We start from the raw sequence: 18026 nt of genomic DNA on the forward strand, positions 1-18026 counted from the left end.
ACGTCTCGGCCGTAGTGCCTCGGCGGTCACAGGAGGTATTTGAATCTTGAACGATGAAAAAATGACCCAGGATGTTTCACCAGACAACGCAGCAGAAGAGACGACTGACAAAGCGGAGCAAACCGTCGATCCTGCTTCCGAGCAAGCGGAACAGATCGATTGGCAGCAGGAAGCGGAGCGCTGGAGAGCGCAGGCAGAAGAGAACAACAACCGCCTGTTGAGAGCGATGGCAGACATGGAAAACATGCGGCGCCGCCTGAGAAAAGAACAAGAGGATCTGGCGAAGTACGCCTCGCAAAAAGTGGTGGAGGAGCTGCTGCCTGTACTGGACAACTTTGAAAGGGCGCTTTCTGCCGACAAAGAGGCGATGACTGTCGAATCGCTTTTGACTGGTGTCGATATGGTGTACCGCCAGATGGTTCAAGTATTTGAAAAGGAAGGACTTGCACCCATTCCGGCGAAGGGACAGCCTTTTGATCCCCATGTTCACCAGGCGGTCATGCAAACGGAGGATCCTGAGTACGGATCCGGCGTGGTTGTTGAAGAGCTGCAAAAAGGCTATCAATTCAAGGACCGTGTCATTCGTCCTGCCATGGTGAAAGTGAACGCCTAGCCGATTTTCTTTTTTTAGCGTCATACAGCAAGCATGAATAACTAGTGAGTGAAGTCGTGAGGAGGATTTTACAGTATGAGTCGTGTAATCGGTATTGACTTGGGAACAACAAACTCTTGCGTAGCAGTTATGGAGGGCGGCGAGCCTGTCGTTATCCCCAATCCCGAAGGCAACCGTACCACACCTTCCGTAGTTGCTTTCAAAAATGGCGAGCGTATCGTAGGTGAAGCGGCGAAACGCCAGGCGATCACCAATCCAGACAACACCGTCATGTCAGTCAAGCGTTACATGGGGACAAACCACAAGGTGACACTGGAAGGAAAAGAGTATACGCCGCAGGAAGTATCGGCGATGATTTTGCAAAAGCTGAAAGCCGACGCGGAAGCGTACCTCGGTGAAACGGTCACCAAGGCAGTTATTACGGTTCCAGCCTACTTCAACGACAGCCAGCGCCAAGCGACCAAGGACGCCGGCAAAATCGCCGGTTTGGAAGTTCTGCGGATCGTGAACGAGCCGACTGCGGCTGCACTGGCATACGGAATGGAAAAGACGGAAGACCAGACTGTCCTCGTATACGACCTGGGCGGCGGTACGTTTGACGTTTCGATTCTTGAGCTTTCAGAGGGCTTCTTCGAAGTAAAAGCAACTTCCGGCGACAACAAGCTCGGTGGTGACGATTTTGACCAGGTGATTATCGATTACCTCGTGAGCGAGTTCAAGAAGGAGCACGGTATCGATCTGTCCAAAGACCGCATGGCTCTGCAACGTCTGAAGGATGCTGCGGAAAAAGCGAAAAAGGACCTCTCCGGCGTTTTGACGACCACGATCTCTCTGCCGTTCATCACAGCAGACGCAACTGGTCCGAAACACTTGGAACTCAACCTGACCCGTGCGAAATTCGAAGAGCTTTCCGCTCACCTCGTGGAACGCACGATGGGCCCAACCCGTCAGGCGCTGCAGGATGCGGGTCTTTCCGCAAACGAAATTGACCGCGTTATCCTCGTAGGGGGCTCTACCCGGATTCCGGCCGTACAGGAAGCGATCAAGAAGTTTACCGGCAAAGAACCGCACAAAGGTGTCAACCCGGATGAAGTCGTCGCACTGGGTGCTGCCGTGCAAGCGGGCGTTCTGACCGGTGACGTGACAGACGTTGTTCTGCTTGACGTAACCCCGCTGTCTCTCGGTATTGAAACGCTGGGCGGCGTATTTACGAAGCTGATTGAGCGCAATACGACGATTCCGACCAGCAAATCGCAGGTGTTCTCTACGGCTGCCGACAACCAGACATCCGTGGAAATCCACGTGCTGCAAGGGGAGCGCCAAATGGCGGCAGACAACAAAACACTCGGCCGCTTCACGCTCTCCGATATCCCGCCGGCTCCTCGCGGCATCCCGCAAATCGAAGTATCCTTCGATATCGACGCCAACGGCATCGTAAACGTTCGCGCGAAGGATATGGGTACCGGCAAAGAGCAGCGCATTACGATCACCTCTAACTCCGGTCTGTCCGATGAAGAGATTGAACGCATGGTAAAAGAGGCCGAATTGAACGCCGAGGCCGACAAACAGCGCAAAGAAGCGGTAGAAGTCCGCAATGAAGCCGACCAGCTCGTGTTCACTACCGAGAAAACCTTGAAGGAAGTAGAAGGCAAGGTAGATCAGGCTGAAATCGATAAAGCGAATGAAGCCAAGGATAAGGTGAAAAAGGCACTCGAAGGTGGAAACCTGGACGAGATCAAGACAGCCAAGGACGAACTGTCCCAGATCATTCAGCAAATCTCCGTGAAACTGTATGAGCAGGCTGCACAAGCAGCTCAGGCCGCACAGGGAGCCAATGCCCAGGATGCATCCGGCGATGCGAAAAAAGAGAATGTCGTAGACGCTGACTACGAGGTTGTCGACGACAAGAAGTAAGCGAATGATAGCGAGAAAAGAAGTCAAAGTCACGGAACGCTGACTTTGACTTTTTTTCGAGTCTGTCACATGCTATGATAACAGTTGACTGTCATGGGAGTGATTCAGGAGATGAAACGGGATTATTACGAGGTACTGGGAGTCTCCAAGGATGCGGATACCGAGGAAATCAAGAAGGCGTACCGCAAACTGGCTCGCAAGTACCACCCCGATGTGAATAAAGAGGCGGATGCCGAAGCGAAGTTCAAGGAAGTAAAGGAAGCGTACGACGTTCTGTCCGATTCGCAAGCTCGCGCCCAGTATGACCGCTTTGGCCACCAGGACCCGAATCAGGGCTTCGGCGGCGGTGGATTTGGCGGCTTCGACGCGAACAATATGGGCGGCTTTGGCGACATCTTCGACATGTTCTTTGGCGGCGGCAGACGTGCCAATCCAAATGCTCCGCGCAAAGGCTCGGACCTGCAGTTTGGGCTGTCCATCGATTTTACGGAGGCCGTTTTCGGAAAAGAGACAGATGTTGAGATTCCGAAAGAAGCCGAGTGCGATACTTGTCACGGCTCCGGAGCCAAACCGGGTTCCGGCGTTGAAACCTGCCATACGTGCAAGGGGACGGGTCAGCAGGAAGTGGCCGCGAATACGCCGTTTGGACGGATCGTCAACCGGCGCGTTTGTCCGACCTGCGAGGGCAAAGGGAAGGTCGTCAAAGAGAAATGCACCTCCTGCAAAGGCGCAGGTCGGGTCAAGATTCGCCGCAAAATTCACCTCAACATACCGGCCGGTGTGGATGACGGTGCCCAGCTTCGCGTTTCCGGCGAGGGAGAGCCTGGCTTCAACGGGGGGCCTCCGGGAGACTTGTACGTCGTCTTGCGGGTAAAAGCGCACGAGTTTTTTGAACGTGAAGGGAACGATATTTACTGCGAGGTGCCGATTACCTTTGCCCAAGCGGCACTGGGAGACGAGATCGAGGTACCGACTGTTGACGGTCGTGTCAAGCTGAAGATCCCGGCTGGTACACAATCGGAGACCTTTTTCCGCCTGCGCGGGAAGGGTGTGCCGTTCTTGCGCGGAAACGGCCGCGGGGATCAGCATGTAAAGGCGCGCGTCGTCACGCCGAAAAAGCTGACAGACAGGCAAAAAGAACTGCTCCGGGAGTTTGCGGAGCTGTCGGGCGAGTCGCCTGGACATCCGGCATCGGAAGACAACGAGAGCTTTTTTGAAAGAATGAAACGCGCATTTCGCGGAGAGTAGTTTTGCCCAAGGAAAAGAGTAAATGGGGAGTTGGTAGTTCATGAAATGGTCTGAAGTTAGTATCCATACTACAGCGGAGGCAGTAGATGCAGTGTCCAATCTTCTATACGAGATGGGAGCCAACGGGGTTGTGATCGAAGACCCGGAGGTGCTGCATCGCGATTGGGATACCCCATTTGGTGAGATCTACCAGCTATCCCCGGATGATTTTCCGGCCGAGGGCGTATTCGTCAAAGCGTATCTGGCGGCAGACAGCAGTACGCTCGGAGATATGCTGAGCGAGTTGAAACAGCAGCTGGACGAGTTGACAGGTTATGGCTTGGATATCGGAAAGGGCACGATTGCCGTAAACGATGTTCACGAAGACGAGTGGGCCCACGCCTGGAAAAAGTACTATAAGCCGGTGCATGTTTCCGATCGCATGACGATCAAGCCGGTTTGGGAAGAGTATCAGCAAAAGAGTCCGGATGAAGTCATCATCGAGATGGACCCGGGAATGGCTTTTGGAACGGGTACACACCCTACCACCATTCTTTGCCTGCGGGCCTTGGAAAAATATCTGCAGCCGGGGGACCGCGTATTTGACGTCGGGACCGGTACGGCTATTCTCAGCATCGCAGCGGTCAAATTGGGTGCTGAGCATGTTTTGGCCATGGACTTGGATGAGGTGGCTGTCCGTTCCGCACAGGCCAATACGGAGCTGAACGGAGTCGATGAGAAAATTACGGTCAGACAGAACAACCTGCTGGAAGGCGTCGATGGACCGGTAGACCTCGTCGTCGCCAACATTTTGGCTGAGATCATCGTTCGCTTTACAGATGACGTTTACCGCGTACTCAAGCCGGAGGGAACGTTCATTGCCTCAGGCATCATCGAAGCCAAAGCGCAAGAAGTGAAAAACGCGATGGCTGCATCCGGTTTGGAGATCGTGGAAACCATTTTCATTGATGATTGGGTAGCCATTACAGCAAAAAAAAGATAAAATAGTGAGGTTAGCGGGATGCAAAGATATTTTGTCGAGCCGCACCTGTTCTCCGAACGAGAGGTCACCATTACAGGCGATGACGTTCATCATATCGTAAATGTGATGCGGGCAAAAAGCGGCGAGGAGATCATCGTCAGCGATGGAGCAGGACGTTCCGCGATTGTTCGCATCGATTCCTTGTCCGGCAAGGAAGTAGTGGCAACTGTTGTGGAGCTGCTTCGCGAACAAAGGGAGCTCCCGGTGCAGATCACGATTGGACAGGGTTTGCCAAAAGGTGAAAAGATGGAGTGGGTCCTGCAAAAGGGAACGGAATTGGGAGCGTTCGCTTTTTTTCCTTTTTCCTCCGAGCGGACCATCGTCAAGCTGGACGCCAAGAAAGAGGCGAAGAAGCTGGACCGCTGGCGCAAGATTGTCAAGGAAGCGGCGGAACAGTCGCATCGCAGTATCTTGCCGGAGCTGCTGGCACCAGTCACGTTCAGACAGATCGTGGAGGAATCATCGCGCTACACCTGTGCGGTGATTGCATACGAAAAAGAAGGCGGTATAACACTGCATGAGGTTTTGCCGGCACTGATGCCGGGCGACTCGCTGCTGGTCCTGATCGGACCGGAGGGAGGTTTTTCCCCGGAGGAAGTAGCAGCGGCTGAAGCTGCCGGAATCCGGTCCATTTCCCTTGGTCCCCGTATCTTGCGGACGGAAACAGCTTGCCAATACGTGCTGGCGGCGGCATCTTATCAGTTTGAGCGTACCTTGGGCCAATCATAAAAAATTTCAATCGTTTATGGATAGAGTGAAAGGAGGAGGCGCAATGTCTACGGTTGCTTTCCACACATTGGGTTGTAAAGTGAACAGCTACGAGACGGAAGCGATCTGGCAGCTGTTTAAAAACAGTGGCTACGAGCGGGTTGATTTTGAACAGGATGAGGCAGACGTTTACGTTATCAATACATGTACAGTTACCAACACCGGAGACAAGAAGAGCCGTCAGGTCATTCGCCGTGCGATCCGCCGCAATCCTGACGCCATTGTCGCTGTTACCGGTTGCTATGCGCAAACCTCCCCGAGCGAAATCGCTCAAATTCCGGGAGTAGACATCATTGTCGGAACTCAGGGGCGCGAGAAGCTGATCGAGTATGTGGATCAGATCCGTTCTGAGCGCAAGCCGATCAACGCAGTAGCAAACATCATGAAAGCGCGCGAATTCGAGGAGTTGGACGTACCCAACTTTACCGACCGCACGCGGGCTTCGCTGAAAATTCAGGAGGGCTGCAACAACTTTTGCACCTTCTGCATTATTCCATGGGCGCGGGGCCTGATGCGTTCCCGCAAACCGGAAAGTGTCCTTGAGCAAGCGAGACAGCTGGTTGCGGCGGGGTACCTGGAGATCGTTTTGACCGGTATCCACACAGGCGGCTACGGGGAAGATCTGGAAGATTACAACCTGGCCAAGCTGCTTGTCGACCTGCATCAGGTAGAAGGCTTGAAGCGCATCCGCATCAGTTCGATTGAAGCGAGCCAAATCACGGATGAAGTGATCGACGTAATCAATCATTCAGACCGCGTCGTGCGCCATCTGCACGTACCGCTTCAGGCCGGCGACGATGACGTGTTGAAACGGATGCGCCGGAAATACACCACGGCAGAGTTTTATGAAAAAATGGTCAAGGTTCGCGAGGCGCTGCCTGGCGTTGCTTTGACAACAGACGTGATTGTCGGCTTCCCAGGCGAGACGGACGAGCAATTCCGCAATGGATACGAGTTCATTCAAAAGATCGGCTTTGCCGAGCTGCATGTGTTCCCGTACTCGATGCGGACAGGTACTCCAGCGGCACGGATGACCGATCAAATTCCGGAAGAAATCAAGCACGAGCGCGTAACCCAGCTTCTGGGGCTGAACCGAGAGCTGACGCTTCAATACGCCCAGCAATTTGTCGGAGAGGTCCTGGAGGTTATTCCTGAGCGTCCTTACAAAGAAGCGCCCGAAAGCGGCCTCTTGATGGGGTATTCGGACAATTATCTCAATCTCGTTTTCCCTGGCGATGAATCCATGATCGGCAAGATTTGCAAGGTACGGCTGGATGAAGCAGGCTCTGAATACTGCAAAGGCACGTTTGTCCGCGTTCTGGACACACCGATCCCGATGCAGTTGAAGGAACACGTGGGATGAAGGAAATCTCTGCTGGCGGCGTCGTCTACCAAGCAACAGACAGCAACCTGCTGATCATGCTGATAGAAGATCGCTACGGAAAAGTTACACTCGCCAAAGGGAAGCAGGAACTAGGGGAAACGATTGAGGAAACAGCTCTCCGCGAGGTACTGGAGGAGACTGGGGTGAGAGGGCGTCTGGGAGAAAAGCTGGACACCATCTATTACGACTACCATCATCCTGTCACGGGAGAACTGGTCAATAAAGAGGTCCACTATTATCTGGTAGAAGCGTATTCTACCGAGATCGTTGTTCAGGAGGAAGAGATCAACGCTGTCCATTGGCATTCTCCGGATGAGGCGTGGGCGCTGCAGCAAAAGCGCGGGTACCGGAACAACGATAATGTGCTTCGCCTAGCTTTGCACCATTTCGGGATTGAGGTGTAGGAATATGAAATTGAACAAGTATATCGACCATACCCTGTTAAAGCCTGATGCGACCGCTGCGATGATTGACAAGCTGTGCGCGGAAGCAAGAGAACATGATTTTGCCTCGGTTTGCGTAAATCCTTACTGGGTCAAACGCTCTGCCGAACTGCTGGCGGGAACGGATGTAAAGGTGTGCACGGTCATCGGATTCCCTCTCGGGGCAAACTCGACGGCAGCCAAGGCAGCGGAAACCCGCGATGCGATTGCGAACGGTGCGACGGAAGTTGACATGGTCCTGAATATCGGTGCACTCAAATCAGGTGATCTTGAGGCCGTCAAGCAGGATGTAGCCGCCGTGAAGGAGGCTTGTGGCGATGTACTCCTGAAAGTGATCCTGGAAACGGGGCTTTTGACCGAGGAAGAAAAAGTAACGGCTTGCAAACTGTGCGTCGAAGCAGGAGCAGATTACGTAAAGACTTCTACCGGTTTTGGTCCGGGCGGCGCGACTGTCGAAGATATCGCACTTATGCGGAAAACGGTCGGGCCCGAAGTAGGTGTAAAAGCTTCCGGCGGTGTCCGTGATCGTGCTGCAGCACTTGCCATGATCGAAGCAGGAGCCACTCGCATCGGCGCCAGCTCCGGTATCGCGATTGTAAACGGTGGGGAAGCAGCGGGAAGCGGCTACTAAACAACGGAAAGCCTGACCGTTTGATGGTCAGGCTTTTTTTATTCTTTTACGAGGCTGCTGCAGTCTGTTTTCTGTTATACTTTTGCAACAGATGTCACCATCTAACGGAATTTCAGCCCGGAAAGGCGTGTTTGCCCTAAGCCGGGCACAGTTGTTTGTCATAGGGAGATTAGATAAGGAGAGAGGAGAGCGAGTTTTCGTGAAGACCATCAAAGGCATCATTTTGCTGCTCGCCTTTTATGGGATCGGAACGATGGCGAGCCAGTGGCTTCACATTCCACTGCCGGGAAACCTTCTGGGAATGCTCCTGCTGACGCTTGCCCTGATCACCGGGGTTGTCAAGCTGGATTGGGTAGAAGAAGCAAGTCATTTGCTGATTCGCCATATGATGCTGTTATTTGTGCCGATTCTGGTAGGAGTCGCATCCTATTTACAGACAGTAGCGCAAAATCCGCTGCCACTGATTTTGGCGATGGTGCTGGGGCCCGCTTTTGTCATGATTGTATCCGGGAAGGTGATCCAATGGTATCTGGATCGGAAACGGGAAAAGACGGCTGCTCCGACCCCGGCAGAAGCAGAGAGGAGGTCGCTGGATGCTTAGTCCATTGCTTGCGATAATCGTAACGCTGGCGGCCTATAAGATGGCGATGTATGCCGCTGCGCGTTTTCCTATTATCCAGCCCGTTTTGGTGGCATCGGTTTGCGCCTGGTTTATCTGGTGGGTCATCAATGGCGACTGGGATGCTTATCGGCTGGGGGGAGACTGGATTTCCTTCTGGGTAGGCCCGGCCACAGTGGCGCTGGCTGTTCCCCTGGCCAAACAGATACGCGAATTTGCCCACATCTGGCGGGGCGTGCTGCTTGGCGTCGGGGCTGGCTGCGCAGTCGCGATACTCACTGTCTTTGGATTGGGCTTGCTGTTTGGAACGGATGATGTGCTGACAAAAAGCATGCTGACCAAATCGGTCACGACACCGATCGCGGTTGAGCTGAGCAAAAACATCGGCGGAGTCCCCGCATTGGCCGCATTCTTTACAGCGCTGACCGGGATTGTCGGCATCGCTTTTGCCCGTCCGCTGCTTGCGCTTGTCGGGGTGAAAGATGACTGGGCGATCGGTATTGCCGTCGGAACGAGCGCACATGCGATCGGAACGGCAAGTCTGAACCGCGTTTCCCAAGTCCAGACCGCTGCCTCCAGTGTAGCGATGATTATGGCCGGAGTTGTCACCGCCATTTATTTAATTCCTTTCTCACTCTGATTTTACGCCAGAAACGCGTTTACGTCCTTTTTTTGTCAGGGACCATCCACCTGACGAACGCAGCAATTTGACGAGTAAAGGGCAGGGCAGCCAGCGAGCAGATGACATTGAAGATCGTCTGCGAATGAGCGATCTGCATCGAGGGACTGTCCGTTAAAAATGCGCTGACCAGGGCAAGCTGAGAAAGAAACGGCAAAAACAGGAGAGCACCGGCAACGTTGAACAAGGTATGGCACCACGCCACCTGTCTGGACGCAGCATTCGTTCCAAAGCTCGCGATCACGGCGGTAAAGCACGTGCCGATGTTGGCCCCAAGCACAATCGCCAAGGCCGTCTCCATCGAGAGAATGTGATGGGACATCAGCCCCATTGTAATTGCGGTGGTAGCCGAGCTGCTGTGGATCAACGCCGTAAAAATCGTACCCGTGAGTAAACCGAGCCAGATGGAATGGCTGCTTTCCAGAAACAAGGCGCGAAACGTATCGGACTGTTGGAGCGGTCCGGCCATGACCTGCATCGTGTCAATGCCGAGAAAGATCAAGCCAAAGCCCGCTACGACCAGCCCGATACAGCGCGGCAGCCGGCGCGGCAGAAGCCACATGGCGACGCCTACCAGCAGCATCGGCACGGCAAAAGACTCGAGGCGAAGGGCAATCAATTCAGTCGTTACGGTCGTCCCAACGTTTGTTCCGAGAATGATTCCCACCGTCTGGGCGAAGCCGATCATGCCTGCGTGCGTAAGTCCGATGGTCAAGACCGTTACCGCGCTGGAGCTCTGCAGGACAAAGGTGGAGAGCAGCCCCACCCAAAAGCTGTGCACAGGAGTACGGGTAAAACGGGCTAGCCAATCAGCCATGCGTTTGCCGGCCAGATTCTGAAAGCCGGTTCGCATGGCGTACATACCCAATAGAAAAAAGCTCAGTCCAAACGTAAAGGGAGCGAGGACAGCACCGATCACAAGCGATCCTCCTTACCTGTCGGGTTATATATTACGCTATGCCTGTACCGAGACGAGCATGACAAGGAGGATCACCAAGTGGCACAAGTGAAGCTTCATCAACACAGGAAAAAACGGCTGGAAACGGGACATCCGTGGATTTTTCAGTCAGAGGTAATGGAAATTGCAGGAGAGGTCGAACCGGGGGATATAGTAGAAGTGACGAACCACAAAGGTCACTTTTTGGCAAAAGGATATATCAACCCCTCCTCGCAAATGATCGTGCGCATTCTCAGCTACGACCCGCAGGAAACGATCGACTATTCTTTTTTCCTGCGCCGGATCAGACAAGCTGCCGAGTTTCGTACCCGATTTGTGGATAATCCGCGGGCCTGCCGGGTGATTTATGGAGAAGCAGACTTTTTGCCAGGATTGATCGTCGATCGCTACGAAGACATTTTGGTCGTCCAAATTCTTTCGCTCGGGATGGAAATGCGCCGGGAATGGATTCGGGATGCATTGGTTGAGGTATTTGCGCCGACGGGCATCTATTTGCGAAATGACGTGCCTGTCCGTGAGCTGGAGGGCCTGACCCAAAGCAAAGAAGTGATGTATGGCAAATGTCCGCGGGAAGTGACGATCGAAGAGAATGGATTAAAGTATGTAGTCGATATCGTAGAGGGACAAAAAACCGGATTTTTCTACGACCAACGGGAAAATCGTGCGGCAATCGCTCCTCTGATGAAAGGCTGGGGAGAGGCTCACGGAATTACGATGCAGGAAGTGGACGTAGATGGGGAAAAGATGCTTATCCCTGTAGACCGCAGGGGGAAAATCGTCAAAAATCCGTTTTGGGATGGAGCGGAAGTGCTGGAGTGCTTTACCCATACCGGTTCCTTTACGTTGAACGCCTGCAAGCACGGTGCGAAAAAAGTGACGGCCCTCGATATTTCCGAACTTGCGATTGAGACAGCCAGACGGAATGTCGCATTGAACGGTTTCCTGCATCGTGTCGATTTTGTCACAGCCAATGCCTTCGACTATTTGCGGGAGAGCGTAGAGGCCAAGCGTTCATGGGACGTCGTAATTTTGGACCCGCCAGCGTTTGCGAAGTCACGGGGAGCGGTTAAGGGTGCCTGCCGCGGGTACAAAGACATCAATCTGCATGGGATGAAGCTGGTGAGGCCGGGAGGGTTTCTGGTGACCGCATCGTGCTCCTATCACATGTCTCCCGAGCTCTTTTTGGAAACGATTCAAGAAGCGGCGGTGGATGCGAAGAAAATTTTGCGGCTGATCGAATGGCGGGGAGCGGGAAAAGACCATCCGCAAATCAGCGGCGCAGAAGAAGCCCATTACTTGAAATTCGCCATTTTTGAAGTGCGCGATCGAAAATAGCCATGCGGTAGGCAACAAAAAAGAGCGGGAGCGTATGTCCCGCTCTTTTTAGCGTTAAAAGCGGAACCTCAAGACGAGGAAGCTTGCTTTTCAAAGATAAGTTCAAAGTACATGGCGGCACCCTCGCCGCCTGTTGCCGGAGCGAAAATCTGTACTAATCTCCAGCCCTGTCTGGCGTGCTCGGCTACAATCGCCTGATAATCCTGCTTGGGACGGCGGCGGAAAGGGGACAACTCGACGCGGACGAACTTGTATTCAAACATGGCACGACCTCCCTGCGGCTATTTCTCTATCAATCTATACGTATCTCTAGCTGGCAAAGTTGCAAGAGTGCCTACTCCAGTGCCTGTTTTTCCGCCAGTGCGCTCCTGAGAAGCTCGAGGGCGCGTTTCAGACCGAGCTCCCTGCCGAGCAGAACTTGTCCTTCTGCCGGGGTTGAAGCGCGAATCTCCGTGATATTTTCCAGTTCGTGTACGAGCAGATGCTCCAGTATATACAACTGGACCAACCCGATTTCCCGTTCGCTTCGCCGATCTCTCTCCTTGTATTTTTCAAGCGCCAGACTTTCCTCGACGAACTTGTCGATATCGTCCTGCAGAAAATGGGCGGCCGTGCAAATAATCTCCTGGAATTCCTCTGTTTTGGAGGGGATCACTCGCATCACATGCCCGACATGAGCCAGTAAAAATCGATTCAGAACGATGCTGTTGCGGGTGTACTCGTTGTGCAAAAGGGAGTACTCGCCTAAAAACATGCCCGTCTCCCGATTGTAGCTGTGGAGCAGCGTAAACATGCGGCAGTAGTTGCAAAAAAGCAGATAATCCCTCATGGACATACCTCCCGTAAAGGATTCTCCATGTCTGTTTGGTTACAGAATATGAGGAGCAATGTCAGGCGGTGCTTTCGTGACGTCCCTTGTATTTGAGAGGGGGATTGTGTATGCTGGATGATGGATTAGCCTTGTGAGTAGAAGAAAATAGGGCGTTTGCATACCATGGGAGAGAATGAGATACGGGTAGGCTCTCTGCCCGCGCAGAGGCGAAAGGAGCAAAGGTTCATGGGGAACAAAATACGACTTGGAATCATCTACGGAGGAAAGTCCTCGGAACATGAAGTTTCGCTGCGAACCGCCATGTCTATTATGAAGGCGGTTGATGCTGATAAATATGAGATCATGCCGGTCTACGTACAATTGGACGGCAGTTGGGTAAAAGGAGCGACGCTGTCCGGACAATTGCCGGAAGCGGTTGATTCGCTGCGCTTGTCGGACGGAGGCAGTCAGCAGCCAGAAGATTCAGCGGAAGGGCAGCTTGTAGCCGCCGTTCGTCCAGCATCCGTCTTTTCGATCGGGCAGGAAATTGACGTGATTTTTCCCGTCGTACATGGACCGAACGGGGAAGACGGGACGATTCAGGGGTTGCTTGAGCTGGCAAATATCCCTTATGTAGGTGCCGGAGTGATGGCATCTGCGGTAGGGATGGACAAATGGATGATGAAAAACGTGTTTGCCCAGGCCGGTTTGCCTCAAGTAAACTATGTTGGCGTGCTGCGTTCCGAGTGGGAACAAAAGCAGGAAGAGACTATCAGGCAGATCGAAGAGAAGCTGGGCTACCCTTGTTTTGTGAAGCCGGCCAATATGGGTTCCAGTGTGGGAGTCAGCAAAGCGAAGGACCGCGATCAACTGATCGAAGCGATGAACCTGGCAGCCAAGTTTGACCGCCGTCTGGTCGTGGAGGAGGCTGTAAAGGCACGCGAACTGGAGATCGGCGTGCTCGGCAATGAGGAGCTGCTTACCTCTGCGGTAGGTGAAGTCATTGCAGCCAAAGAATTTTACGATTACGAAGCAAAATACAAGGGTGCGGGTACAGAACTTCAGATACCGGCGGAGGTGCCCGCTCATGTGGCCGAGCGGATGGCAGAAATGGCGAAAACGGCATTCCGCGCCTTGGACGGTTCGGGCCTATCCCGGGTTGACTTCTTCTGGGACGAAGCCAATGATCGCCTGTACATCAACGAAGTGAACACAATGCCCGGATTTACGCCATTCAGCATGTATCCGTTGCTGTTCCAGGAGTCCGGTATCAGCTACAGCGAACTGATCGACAGACTGGTCACGCTCGGTCTGGAGCGGCATGCGGACAAACAACGAAATATCGTGGATGCCGAAGAATTGGAATAGCAGGCAGTCACATCAATAGACAAGCATGAAAAAGAGCGCGACAGGCGCTCTTTTTATGTTCTGCCGACCAGAGAAGGCCGTTGCCAGATCTTTTTGCAGTGGAAGTGAAACAAACAGGGAAGTAGGGCGTCTATAAAAGAGCTGGAAAACGATACACATAACGAGAAAGGAAGTCACTCTGCCATGAAGCGATTATTGCTTACTTATTTGACAATGGCATTACTGCTCGGCGGTTCGATTCCCGCGGCCTCGGCCGTTCAGCCATCCCCCAAACCCCAGGAGCCGCCAACAGAAATTTACAAAATAAGCGGTGACGGCAGAGCAATCAAGGCTGTAGGTCAGATGCCGGCGATGCACAGAGCCGCTATTTCCCCATCGGGCCGCTACGTTTACGGGGAGAAAATCGGCTTTTCGAAACAGGATGCAACCGTCCCGTATCTCTACGACTTGCAGACAAAAAAGCTGGTGAAGCTCCCCGGCTTTGCCAAATGGTCTCCCCGCAAAGATCTGTTGTATATGCTGGAAAACGAACAGTTGGTGCTGTTCGAGCCTGCAACAGGGAAAAAGAAGGTTCTGGTGCACGCATCCGCTGCGTATCCGATCACAGACTTCCTGGTTGCACCTGATGAAGAATATCTCGCTTTTATCCGAAAGGACCTGAAAGGCACAGATGAGCAGGTGCGGTATCACTTGTATCTGCAGCATGTTCCCACTCTGAAAATGAAAATAAATGACCGGTTTGCGATGACTCCCAGCTACAGCCGGGATGTTCAAAGCCTGTACTGGATGCCGACATCGCGCAAGCTGTTTTATAAAACGAACGCCGCCTACAAGGAGCTCGACCTTCCGACCGGGCTCAAATACGAGCACAAGCTAAGTGCTTTTCCGTCGTATTCCAGTGACATGAAGTACAAGTATGTCAGAACACAGAACGAGGAGTATTTCCTTGATCTTCAAACAGGCAAAAAAGTAATGCAGCAAAAACAGTCCCATCTGCCGATCATGGAGCAATTCATCGACAAGATTGTCTGGTCGCCGAAAGGGCATGCTTTCGCAGCGGAATGGTTTTTCCGCCCCTCCAATGCCCAGGACAGCTACATGATGATCCGCTATCAAAAGGAGCCGAGCAGCTTTCTCTATCCTTTCGGAGGAATCGGAGAGAATAAATGGAGTCCCTACTTGTCTGCCATTGACAATATCCGGGTAATCGGATGGTCGCAAGACGGAAAATCTGTCTATGTTGCTGACCTGGCCTCTATGTATTACTCCGCGTTTTCGCCTGACAAACTCAATGAATACCGACATGTTGTCGAACAGTAGAGTTGTATAGTTGATACAGAAAAAGCCCCATTCCGGGGCTTTTTTTATCCTTGTCGCTTCTCGATTTCCTCCAGGAGCGTCCACAGCTCCATTCCGCGCGAGGCCTTGAACAAAAAGGCATGCGAGCTGTCGCAGAGGGAAGCCAGCAAATCCGCAGCTTCTTCCTTCGCAGCGAAGAAGCGCTTCTCGCCTTCGTATGCCTCGTACAGGGGACGGGCCAGCTCTCCGATGGCTACCAGCAGCGAGAACCGGTCGCGCAGCTTGCTGGCAAAACGGCCAACCTGTGCATGCATCTCTCCGCTGTCCGGACCAAGCTCGTACATTTCCCCCAATACCAATACTTTCGTGCGATCTGGCAGGATGTCAGCAAAGGTGGAGACAGCCGCTTCCATCGATGTGGGGCTGGCATTGTAGGCATCGCTGATATAAACCGCGCCGGTGACGGAATTTTTCCGTTCAAAGCGCATGGCGGACAGCTTTACAGCGGCCAAAGCCCGGATAATCTCCCCGTCGGTCATTCCAAAATGGCGTGCGATCGCTACAGCAGGCAGCGCGTTCAACACATTGTGGCTTCCGAAAAGCGGGAGGAATGCGGAAAAACGGTCTCCTCCCCGAAAACAGACGTCAAATGCCATGCCGTTCTCTTCCGCCGTTATGCGTTCCGCCCAAATATCCGCCGGACCCTCGACCGAGTAGGTGAGAACCTTGCCAGGGTACAAATGAGCGATTTTGCGCAAGTATTCATTGTCGCCGTTTAACAGAACAAAGCCGTCGGGATCCGTATGGGGCAGCAGCTCTGCCTTGGCCAGCGCGATTTTTTCCCGGGAACCGAAAAATTCCAGATGGGATTCACCGATGTACGTGATGACACTGATGCGAGGCTTTACTAAAGAGGCGAGCAGATCAATCTCTCCGGCATGATTCATGCCGAGCTCCAGAACGGCGGCCTGATGGCTGTCCGCAAGCTGCAGCAGGGAATACGGCACACCCAGGTGGTTGTTCAGATTTTTATACGTTTTATGGATCGAGAGCTTGCTTTCCAGAACGTGCGAGACGATATCCTTTGTCGTCGTTTTGCCTATGCTGCCTGTAACGGCAACCATCGGAATCGGAAAGAGCCTGCGATAATTTTTGGCCAGCTTCTGAAAGGCGCGAAGCGTATCGTTGACCAGGATCAGTCCAAAGCCTTCCGGCAGATTCTCCGGGATTTTTTGCTGATTGGAGATGATGGCAGCCTGTGCTCCCCTTTCAACCGCTTGCAGGAGGTAATCGTGTCCGTCTCGTACACCTTGAATCGCTACAAACAGTGCGCCAGCATCCAACTGCCGCGTGTCAAAATGAACAGAGGTCAGAGCGAGGGCGGGATCACCTGACAAAACCAGACCTTCTGCCATGACGGCGATCTGTTCCAGTTTCATTGGCTTCATGTAAACAATCTCCTTTTTGCGTGCATAATGTCCCCATTTCCGCGGGGATCGAAACGCCTCGACATTTTTCCCGTGCTCAACGGCGACCGCACGCTTTGATGATACGTTTGTCTCTGATGAGAAATTCATGGCAGCGCAGCGTTCGCTGTTGACCACGGACGGTATAGAAAAAAGATGCGGACTATACCGGGGAAAACTACGAAGCCATGCTACCATTCCTGTCCTGACACCGCAAGGCTTTTTTGTCCGCATAAACGACCTTTTGGCGGGCGGACATTGCATTTCCCGGAGGAACTCGGCTATCATAATACTAGTTTGGAGGAAGGCCTCGGCATCTTACCAATACATACAGCTTCTGAAATGAGAATATGTGCGGGCAGGAGGAGATTTCCCCGATGGAAAAAAGCATTTTTTCGCGTATCATGGATAAAGAAATTCCAGCCAGGTTTGAATATGAAGATGACAGGGTGATCGTGATTCACGACATCGCACCCAAAGCGAAGGTCCACCTCCTGATCATTCCGAGAAAGCCGATTCCTACGTTGATGGATGCAAAGGAAGAGGATTTGCCGCTGATTGCTCATATTCACAAGGTTGCACAGCATCTTGCGGAAAAATTGAAGCTGGACGGATTCCGTCTCGTAAACAACTGCGGAAAATCAGCCGGACAGGAAGTTTTCCATATTCACTATCACTTTATGGCAGGTTTCCAAGAATAAGTTGGAAAGAAAGGTTGACCTGCCTTGGTTTTCTGTCCTATAATGAAGTGTGACAGTCTGTTGGTAACAGGTGTCCCACGGTTTTAGCGGAGGGAGGGAAGACAGATGGCAGAAATTCGAGTCAAGAAAAACGAGTCTTTGGATAGCGCACTTCGCCGCTTCAAGCGTGAGAGCGCCAAATCTGGGGTGATGGCGGAACTGCGTAAACGTCGCCACTTTGAAAAGCCAAGCATTAAGCGCAAGAAAAAATCCGAAGCAGCTCGTAAGCGCAAGTATTAATTGACGGAGGGCCCATCATGAGTGTAATGGAGCGACTCAATCAAGATATGAAGCAAGCGATGAAGGACAAAGCTGCGCTAAAACTCTCTGTTATTCGCATGGTGAAAGCTGCGTTCCAGAACGAAGAGATTAACAAAGGTAGACAGTTGTCTGAAGACGAAGAGCTGACCATCTTGACCCGTGAGTTAAAACAGCGCCGTGAATCCCTCCATGAGTTTGAAAAAGGCGGCCGTTTGGATCTGGCCGAAAAAACACGAGAAGAAATTGAAGTGCTTTCAGCTTATTTGCCTGTACAACTGAGTGAAAACGAAGTTCGTGAGATTGTCCGGGAAGCGATTGCTTCCACCGGTGCCTCTTCCAAAAAGGAGATGGGCAAGGTAATGGGCGTCATCATGCCAAAAGTAAAGGGAAAAGCTGACGGTACACTCGTGCAAAAGATAGTATCTGAGGAACTACCAACGTAAAAAAGGAACAACCTCATATAGATAC

General features: G+C 52.6%; 20 protein-coding genes. 16 read left to right on the forward strand and 4 right to left on the reverse strand.

The window, feature by feature from the left end; translation table 11 throughout:
- The first annotated feature begins 46 nt into the window (after nucleotides 1-46).
- The 10 genes from grpE to NSQ24_RS10180 all read left to right on the forward strand — a co-directional run bounded on the left by grpE (nucleotide 47) and on the right by NSQ24_RS10180 (nucleotide 9281).
- On the forward strand, nucleotides 47-613 hold the full coding sequence (gene grpE, locus NSQ24_RS10135) for a nucleotide exchange factor GrpE (protein WP_003390680.1): 567 nt from the start codon (nucleotides 47-49) through the stop codon (nucleotides 611-613).
- Nucleotides 614-688: 75 nt separating this feature from the next.
- The gene (gene dnaK / locus NSQ24_RS10140) at nucleotides 689-2527 is read left to right on the forward strand and encodes a molecular chaperone DnaK (protein ID WP_024984575.1); all 1839 of its coding nucleotides are present in this window, start codon (nucleotides 689-691) and stop codon (nucleotides 2525-2527) included.
- A 111-nt stretch (nucleotides 2528-2638) separates the two neighbouring features.
- Nucleotides 2639-3775, forward strand: coding sequence for a molecular chaperone DnaJ (gene dnaJ / locus NSQ24_RS10145; protein WP_003390675.1), 1137 nt, complete (start codon nucleotides 2639-2641; stop codon nucleotides 3773-3775).
- 40 nt (nucleotides 3776-3815) lie between these two features.
- On the forward strand, nucleotides 3816-4757 hold the full coding sequence (gene prmA / locus NSQ24_RS10150; protein ID WP_003390673.1) for a 50S ribosomal protein L11 methyltransferase: 942 nt from the start codon (nucleotides 3816-3818) through the stop codon (nucleotides 4755-4757).
- Between the two features lie 18 nt (nucleotides 4758-4775).
- Nucleotides 4776-5525, forward strand: a complete 750-nt coding sequence (locus NSQ24_RS10155; protein WP_327955828.1) for a 16S rRNA (uracil(1498)-N(3))-methyltransferase — start codon at nucleotides 4776-4778, stop codon at nucleotides 5523-5525.
- A gap of 43 nt (nucleotides 5526-5568) precedes the next feature.
- Nucleotides 5569-6927, forward strand: a complete 1359-nt coding sequence (gene mtaB / locus NSQ24_RS10160) for a tRNA (N(6)-L-threonylcarbamoyladenosine(37)-C(2))-methylthiotransferase MtaB (protein WP_031932412.1) — start codon at nucleotides 5569-5571, stop codon at nucleotides 6925-6927.
- Nucleotides 6924-7352, forward strand: coding sequence for an NUDIX domain-containing protein (locus NSQ24_RS10165; protein ID WP_031932413.1), 429 nt, complete (start codon nucleotides 6924-6926; stop codon nucleotides 7350-7352). Before mtaB ends, NSQ24_RS10165 begins: the two co-directional genes overlap by 4 nt.
- A 4-nt stretch (nucleotides 7353-7356) precedes the next feature.
- Nucleotides 7357-8022, forward strand: a complete 666-nt coding sequence (gene deoC / locus NSQ24_RS10170; protein ID WP_003390664.1) for a deoxyribose-phosphate aldolase — start codon at nucleotides 7357-7359, stop codon at nucleotides 8020-8022.
- Between the two features lie 199 nt (nucleotides 8023-8221).
- The gene (locus tag NSQ24_RS10175) at nucleotides 8222-8623 is read left to right on the forward strand and encodes a CidA/LrgA family protein (RefSeq protein WP_339167732.1); all 402 of its coding nucleotides are present in this window, start codon (nucleotides 8222-8224) and stop codon (nucleotides 8621-8623) included.
- The gene (locus tag NSQ24_RS10180; RefSeq protein WP_003390661.1) at nucleotides 8616-9281 is read left to right on the forward strand and encodes an LrgB family protein; all 666 of its coding nucleotides are present in this window, start codon (nucleotides 8616-8618) and stop codon (nucleotides 9279-9281) included. The genes NSQ24_RS10175 and NSQ24_RS10180 overlap by 8 nt, the downstream gene beginning before the upstream one ends.
- A 19-nt stretch (nucleotides 9282-9300) precedes the next feature.
- Here the strand turns inward: NSQ24_RS10180 and NSQ24_RS10185 are convergent, their stop codons facing one another.
- A complete protein-coding gene (locus NSQ24_RS10185) occupies nucleotides 9301-10239 on the reverse strand; it encodes a Na/Pi symporter (RefSeq protein ID WP_003390659.1) in 939 nt (312 codons plus the stop codon).
- 78 nt (nucleotides 10240-10317) lie between these two features.
- Here NSQ24_RS10185 and NSQ24_RS10190 point away from each other — a divergent pair, with 78 nt between their 5' ends.
- Complete coding sequence (locus NSQ24_RS10190) at nucleotides 10318-11613, forward strand: class I SAM-dependent rRNA methyltransferase (protein WP_003390657.1); 1296 nt, start codon at nucleotides 10318-10320, stop codon at nucleotides 11611-11613.
- 68 nt (nucleotides 11614-11681) lie between these two features.
- Here the strand turns inward: NSQ24_RS10190 and NSQ24_RS10195 are convergent, their stop codons facing one another.
- Together NSQ24_RS10195 and NSQ24_RS10200 are read right to left on the reverse strand one after the other, a co-directional pair.
- Nucleotides 11682-11876, reverse strand: coding sequence for a DUF4177 domain-containing protein (locus NSQ24_RS10195; RefSeq protein WP_003390655.1), 195 nt, complete (start codon nucleotides 11874-11876; stop codon nucleotides 11682-11684).
- Between the two features lie 71 nt (nucleotides 11877-11947).
- Nucleotides 11948-12442, reverse strand: coding sequence for a hypothetical protein (locus tag NSQ24_RS10200; RefSeq protein WP_003390653.1), 495 nt, complete (start codon nucleotides 12440-12442; stop codon nucleotides 11948-11950).
- A 228-nt stretch (nucleotides 12443-12670) separates the two neighbouring features.
- Between NSQ24_RS10200 and NSQ24_RS10205 the strand changes: the two genes are divergently transcribed.
- Both NSQ24_RS10205 and NSQ24_RS10210 read left to right on the forward strand, forming a co-directional pair.
- Entirely contained in the window at nucleotides 12671-13792 is a 1122-nt protein-coding gene (locus NSQ24_RS10205; RefSeq protein WP_003390650.1) for a D-alanine--D-alanine ligase, read from the forward strand.
- 183 nt (nucleotides 13793-13975) lie between these two features.
- Nucleotides 13976-15112 (forward strand): hypothetical protein, encoded by a 1137-nt coding sequence (locus NSQ24_RS10210; RefSeq protein WP_003390647.1) that lies wholly within the window; start codon nucleotides 13976-13978, stop codon nucleotides 15110-15112.
- A gap of 44 nt (nucleotides 15113-15156) precedes the next feature.
- Here NSQ24_RS10210 and murF read toward each other — a convergent pair whose 3' ends face one another.
- Nucleotides 15157-16539 (reverse strand): UDP-N-acetylmuramoyl-tripeptide--D-alanyl-D-alanine ligase, encoded by a 1383-nt coding sequence (gene murF, locus NSQ24_RS10215; protein ID WP_339167735.1) that lies wholly within the window; start codon nucleotides 16537-16539, stop codon nucleotides 15157-15159.
- A gap of 395 nt (nucleotides 16540-16934) precedes the next feature.
- On the opposite strand from murF, the gene NSQ24_RS10220 reads away from it, so the two are divergent.
- The 3 genes from NSQ24_RS10220 to NSQ24_RS10230 all read left to right on the forward strand — a co-directional run bounded on the left by NSQ24_RS10220 (nucleotide 16935) and on the right by NSQ24_RS10230 (nucleotide 18001).
- Nucleotides 16935-17258, forward strand: coding sequence for a histidine triad nucleotide-binding protein (locus tag NSQ24_RS10220; protein WP_003390643.1), 324 nt, complete (start codon nucleotides 16935-16937; stop codon nucleotides 17256-17258).
- Between the two features lie 105 nt (nucleotides 17259-17363).
- Complete coding sequence (rpsU, locus tag NSQ24_RS10225) at nucleotides 17364-17537, forward strand: 30S ribosomal protein S21 (RefSeq protein ID WP_003390641.1); 174 nt, start codon at nucleotides 17364-17366, stop codon at nucleotides 17535-17537.
- A gap of 17 nt (nucleotides 17538-17554) precedes the next feature.
- Complete coding sequence (locus tag NSQ24_RS10230; RefSeq protein WP_003390639.1) at nucleotides 17555-18001, forward strand: GatB/YqeY domain-containing protein; 447 nt, start codon at nucleotides 17555-17557, stop codon at nucleotides 17999-18001.
- The last annotated feature ends 25 nt before the right edge of the window (nucleotides 18002-18026 follow it).

The organism is Brevibacillus sp. FSL L8-0520 (assembly GCF_037963895.1).
In the GTDB taxonomy this organism is placed as follows: domain Bacteria; phylum Bacillota; class Bacilli; order Brevibacillales; family Brevibacillaceae; genus Brevibacillus; species Brevibacillus borstelensis.

What these genes read in the sequence shown, in the direction of transcription:
- deoC (WP_003390664.1), top strand. Translation starts at nt 7,357, where the DNA reads ATGAAATTGAACAAGTATATCGACCATACCCTGTTAAAGCCTGATGCG.
- murF (WP_339167735.1), bottom strand. Translation starts at nt 16,539, where the DNA reads ATGAAGCCAATGAAACTGGAACAGATCGCCGTCATGGCAGAAGGTCTG.
- NSQ24_RS10165 (WP_031932413.1), top strand. Translation starts at nt 6,924, where the DNA reads ATGAAGGAAATCTCTGCTGGCGGCGTCGTCTACCAAGCAACAGACAGC.
- mtaB (WP_031932412.1), top strand. Translation starts at nt 5,569, where the DNA reads ATGTCTACGGTTGCTTTCCACACATTGGGTTGTAAAGTGAACAGCTAC.
- dnaJ (WP_003390675.1), top strand. Translation starts at nt 2,639, where the DNA reads ATGAAACGGGATTATTACGAGGTACTGGGAGTCTCCAAGGATGCGGAT.
- NSQ24_RS10205 (WP_003390650.1), top strand. Translation starts at nt 12,671, where the DNA reads ATGGGGAACAAAATACGACTTGGAATCATCTACGGAGGAAAGTCCTCG.
- NSQ24_RS10230 (WP_003390639.1), top strand. Translation starts at nt 17,555, where the DNA reads ATGAGTGTAATGGAGCGACTCAATCAAGATATGAAGCAAGCGATGAAG.
- NSQ24_RS10200 (WP_003390653.1), bottom strand. Translation starts at nt 12,442, where the DNA reads ATGAGGGATTATCTGCTTTTTTGCAACTACTGCCGCATGTTTACGCTG.
- NSQ24_RS10195 (WP_003390655.1), bottom strand. Translation starts at nt 11,876, where the DNA reads ATGTTTGAATACAAGTTCGTCCGCGTCGAGTTGTCCCCTTTCCGCCGC.
- rpsU (WP_003390641.1), top strand. Translation starts at nt 17,364, where the DNA reads ATGGCAGAAATTCGAGTCAAGAAAAACGAGTCTTTGGATAGCGCACTT.
- NSQ24_RS10220 (WP_003390643.1), top strand. Translation starts at nt 16,935, where the DNA reads ATGGAAAAAAGCATTTTTTCGCGTATCATGGATAAAGAAATTCCAGCC.
- NSQ24_RS10155 (WP_327955828.1), top strand. Translation starts at nt 4,776, where the DNA reads ATGCAAAGATATTTTGTCGAGCCGCACCTGTTCTCCGAACGAGAGGTC.
- NSQ24_RS10210 (WP_003390647.1), top strand. Translation starts at nt 13,976, where the DNA reads ATGAAGCGATTATTGCTTACTTATTTGACAATGGCATTACTGCTCGGC.
- dnaK (WP_024984575.1), top strand. Translation starts at nt 689, where the DNA reads ATGAGTCGTGTAATCGGTATTGACTTGGGAACAACAAACTCTTGCGTA.
- prmA (WP_003390673.1), top strand. Translation starts at nt 3,816, where the DNA reads ATGAAATGGTCTGAAGTTAGTATCCATACTACAGCGGAGGCAGTAGAT.
- NSQ24_RS10180 (WP_003390661.1), top strand. Translation starts at nt 8,616, where the DNA reads ATGCTTAGTCCATTGCTTGCGATAATCGTAACGCTGGCGGCCTATAAG.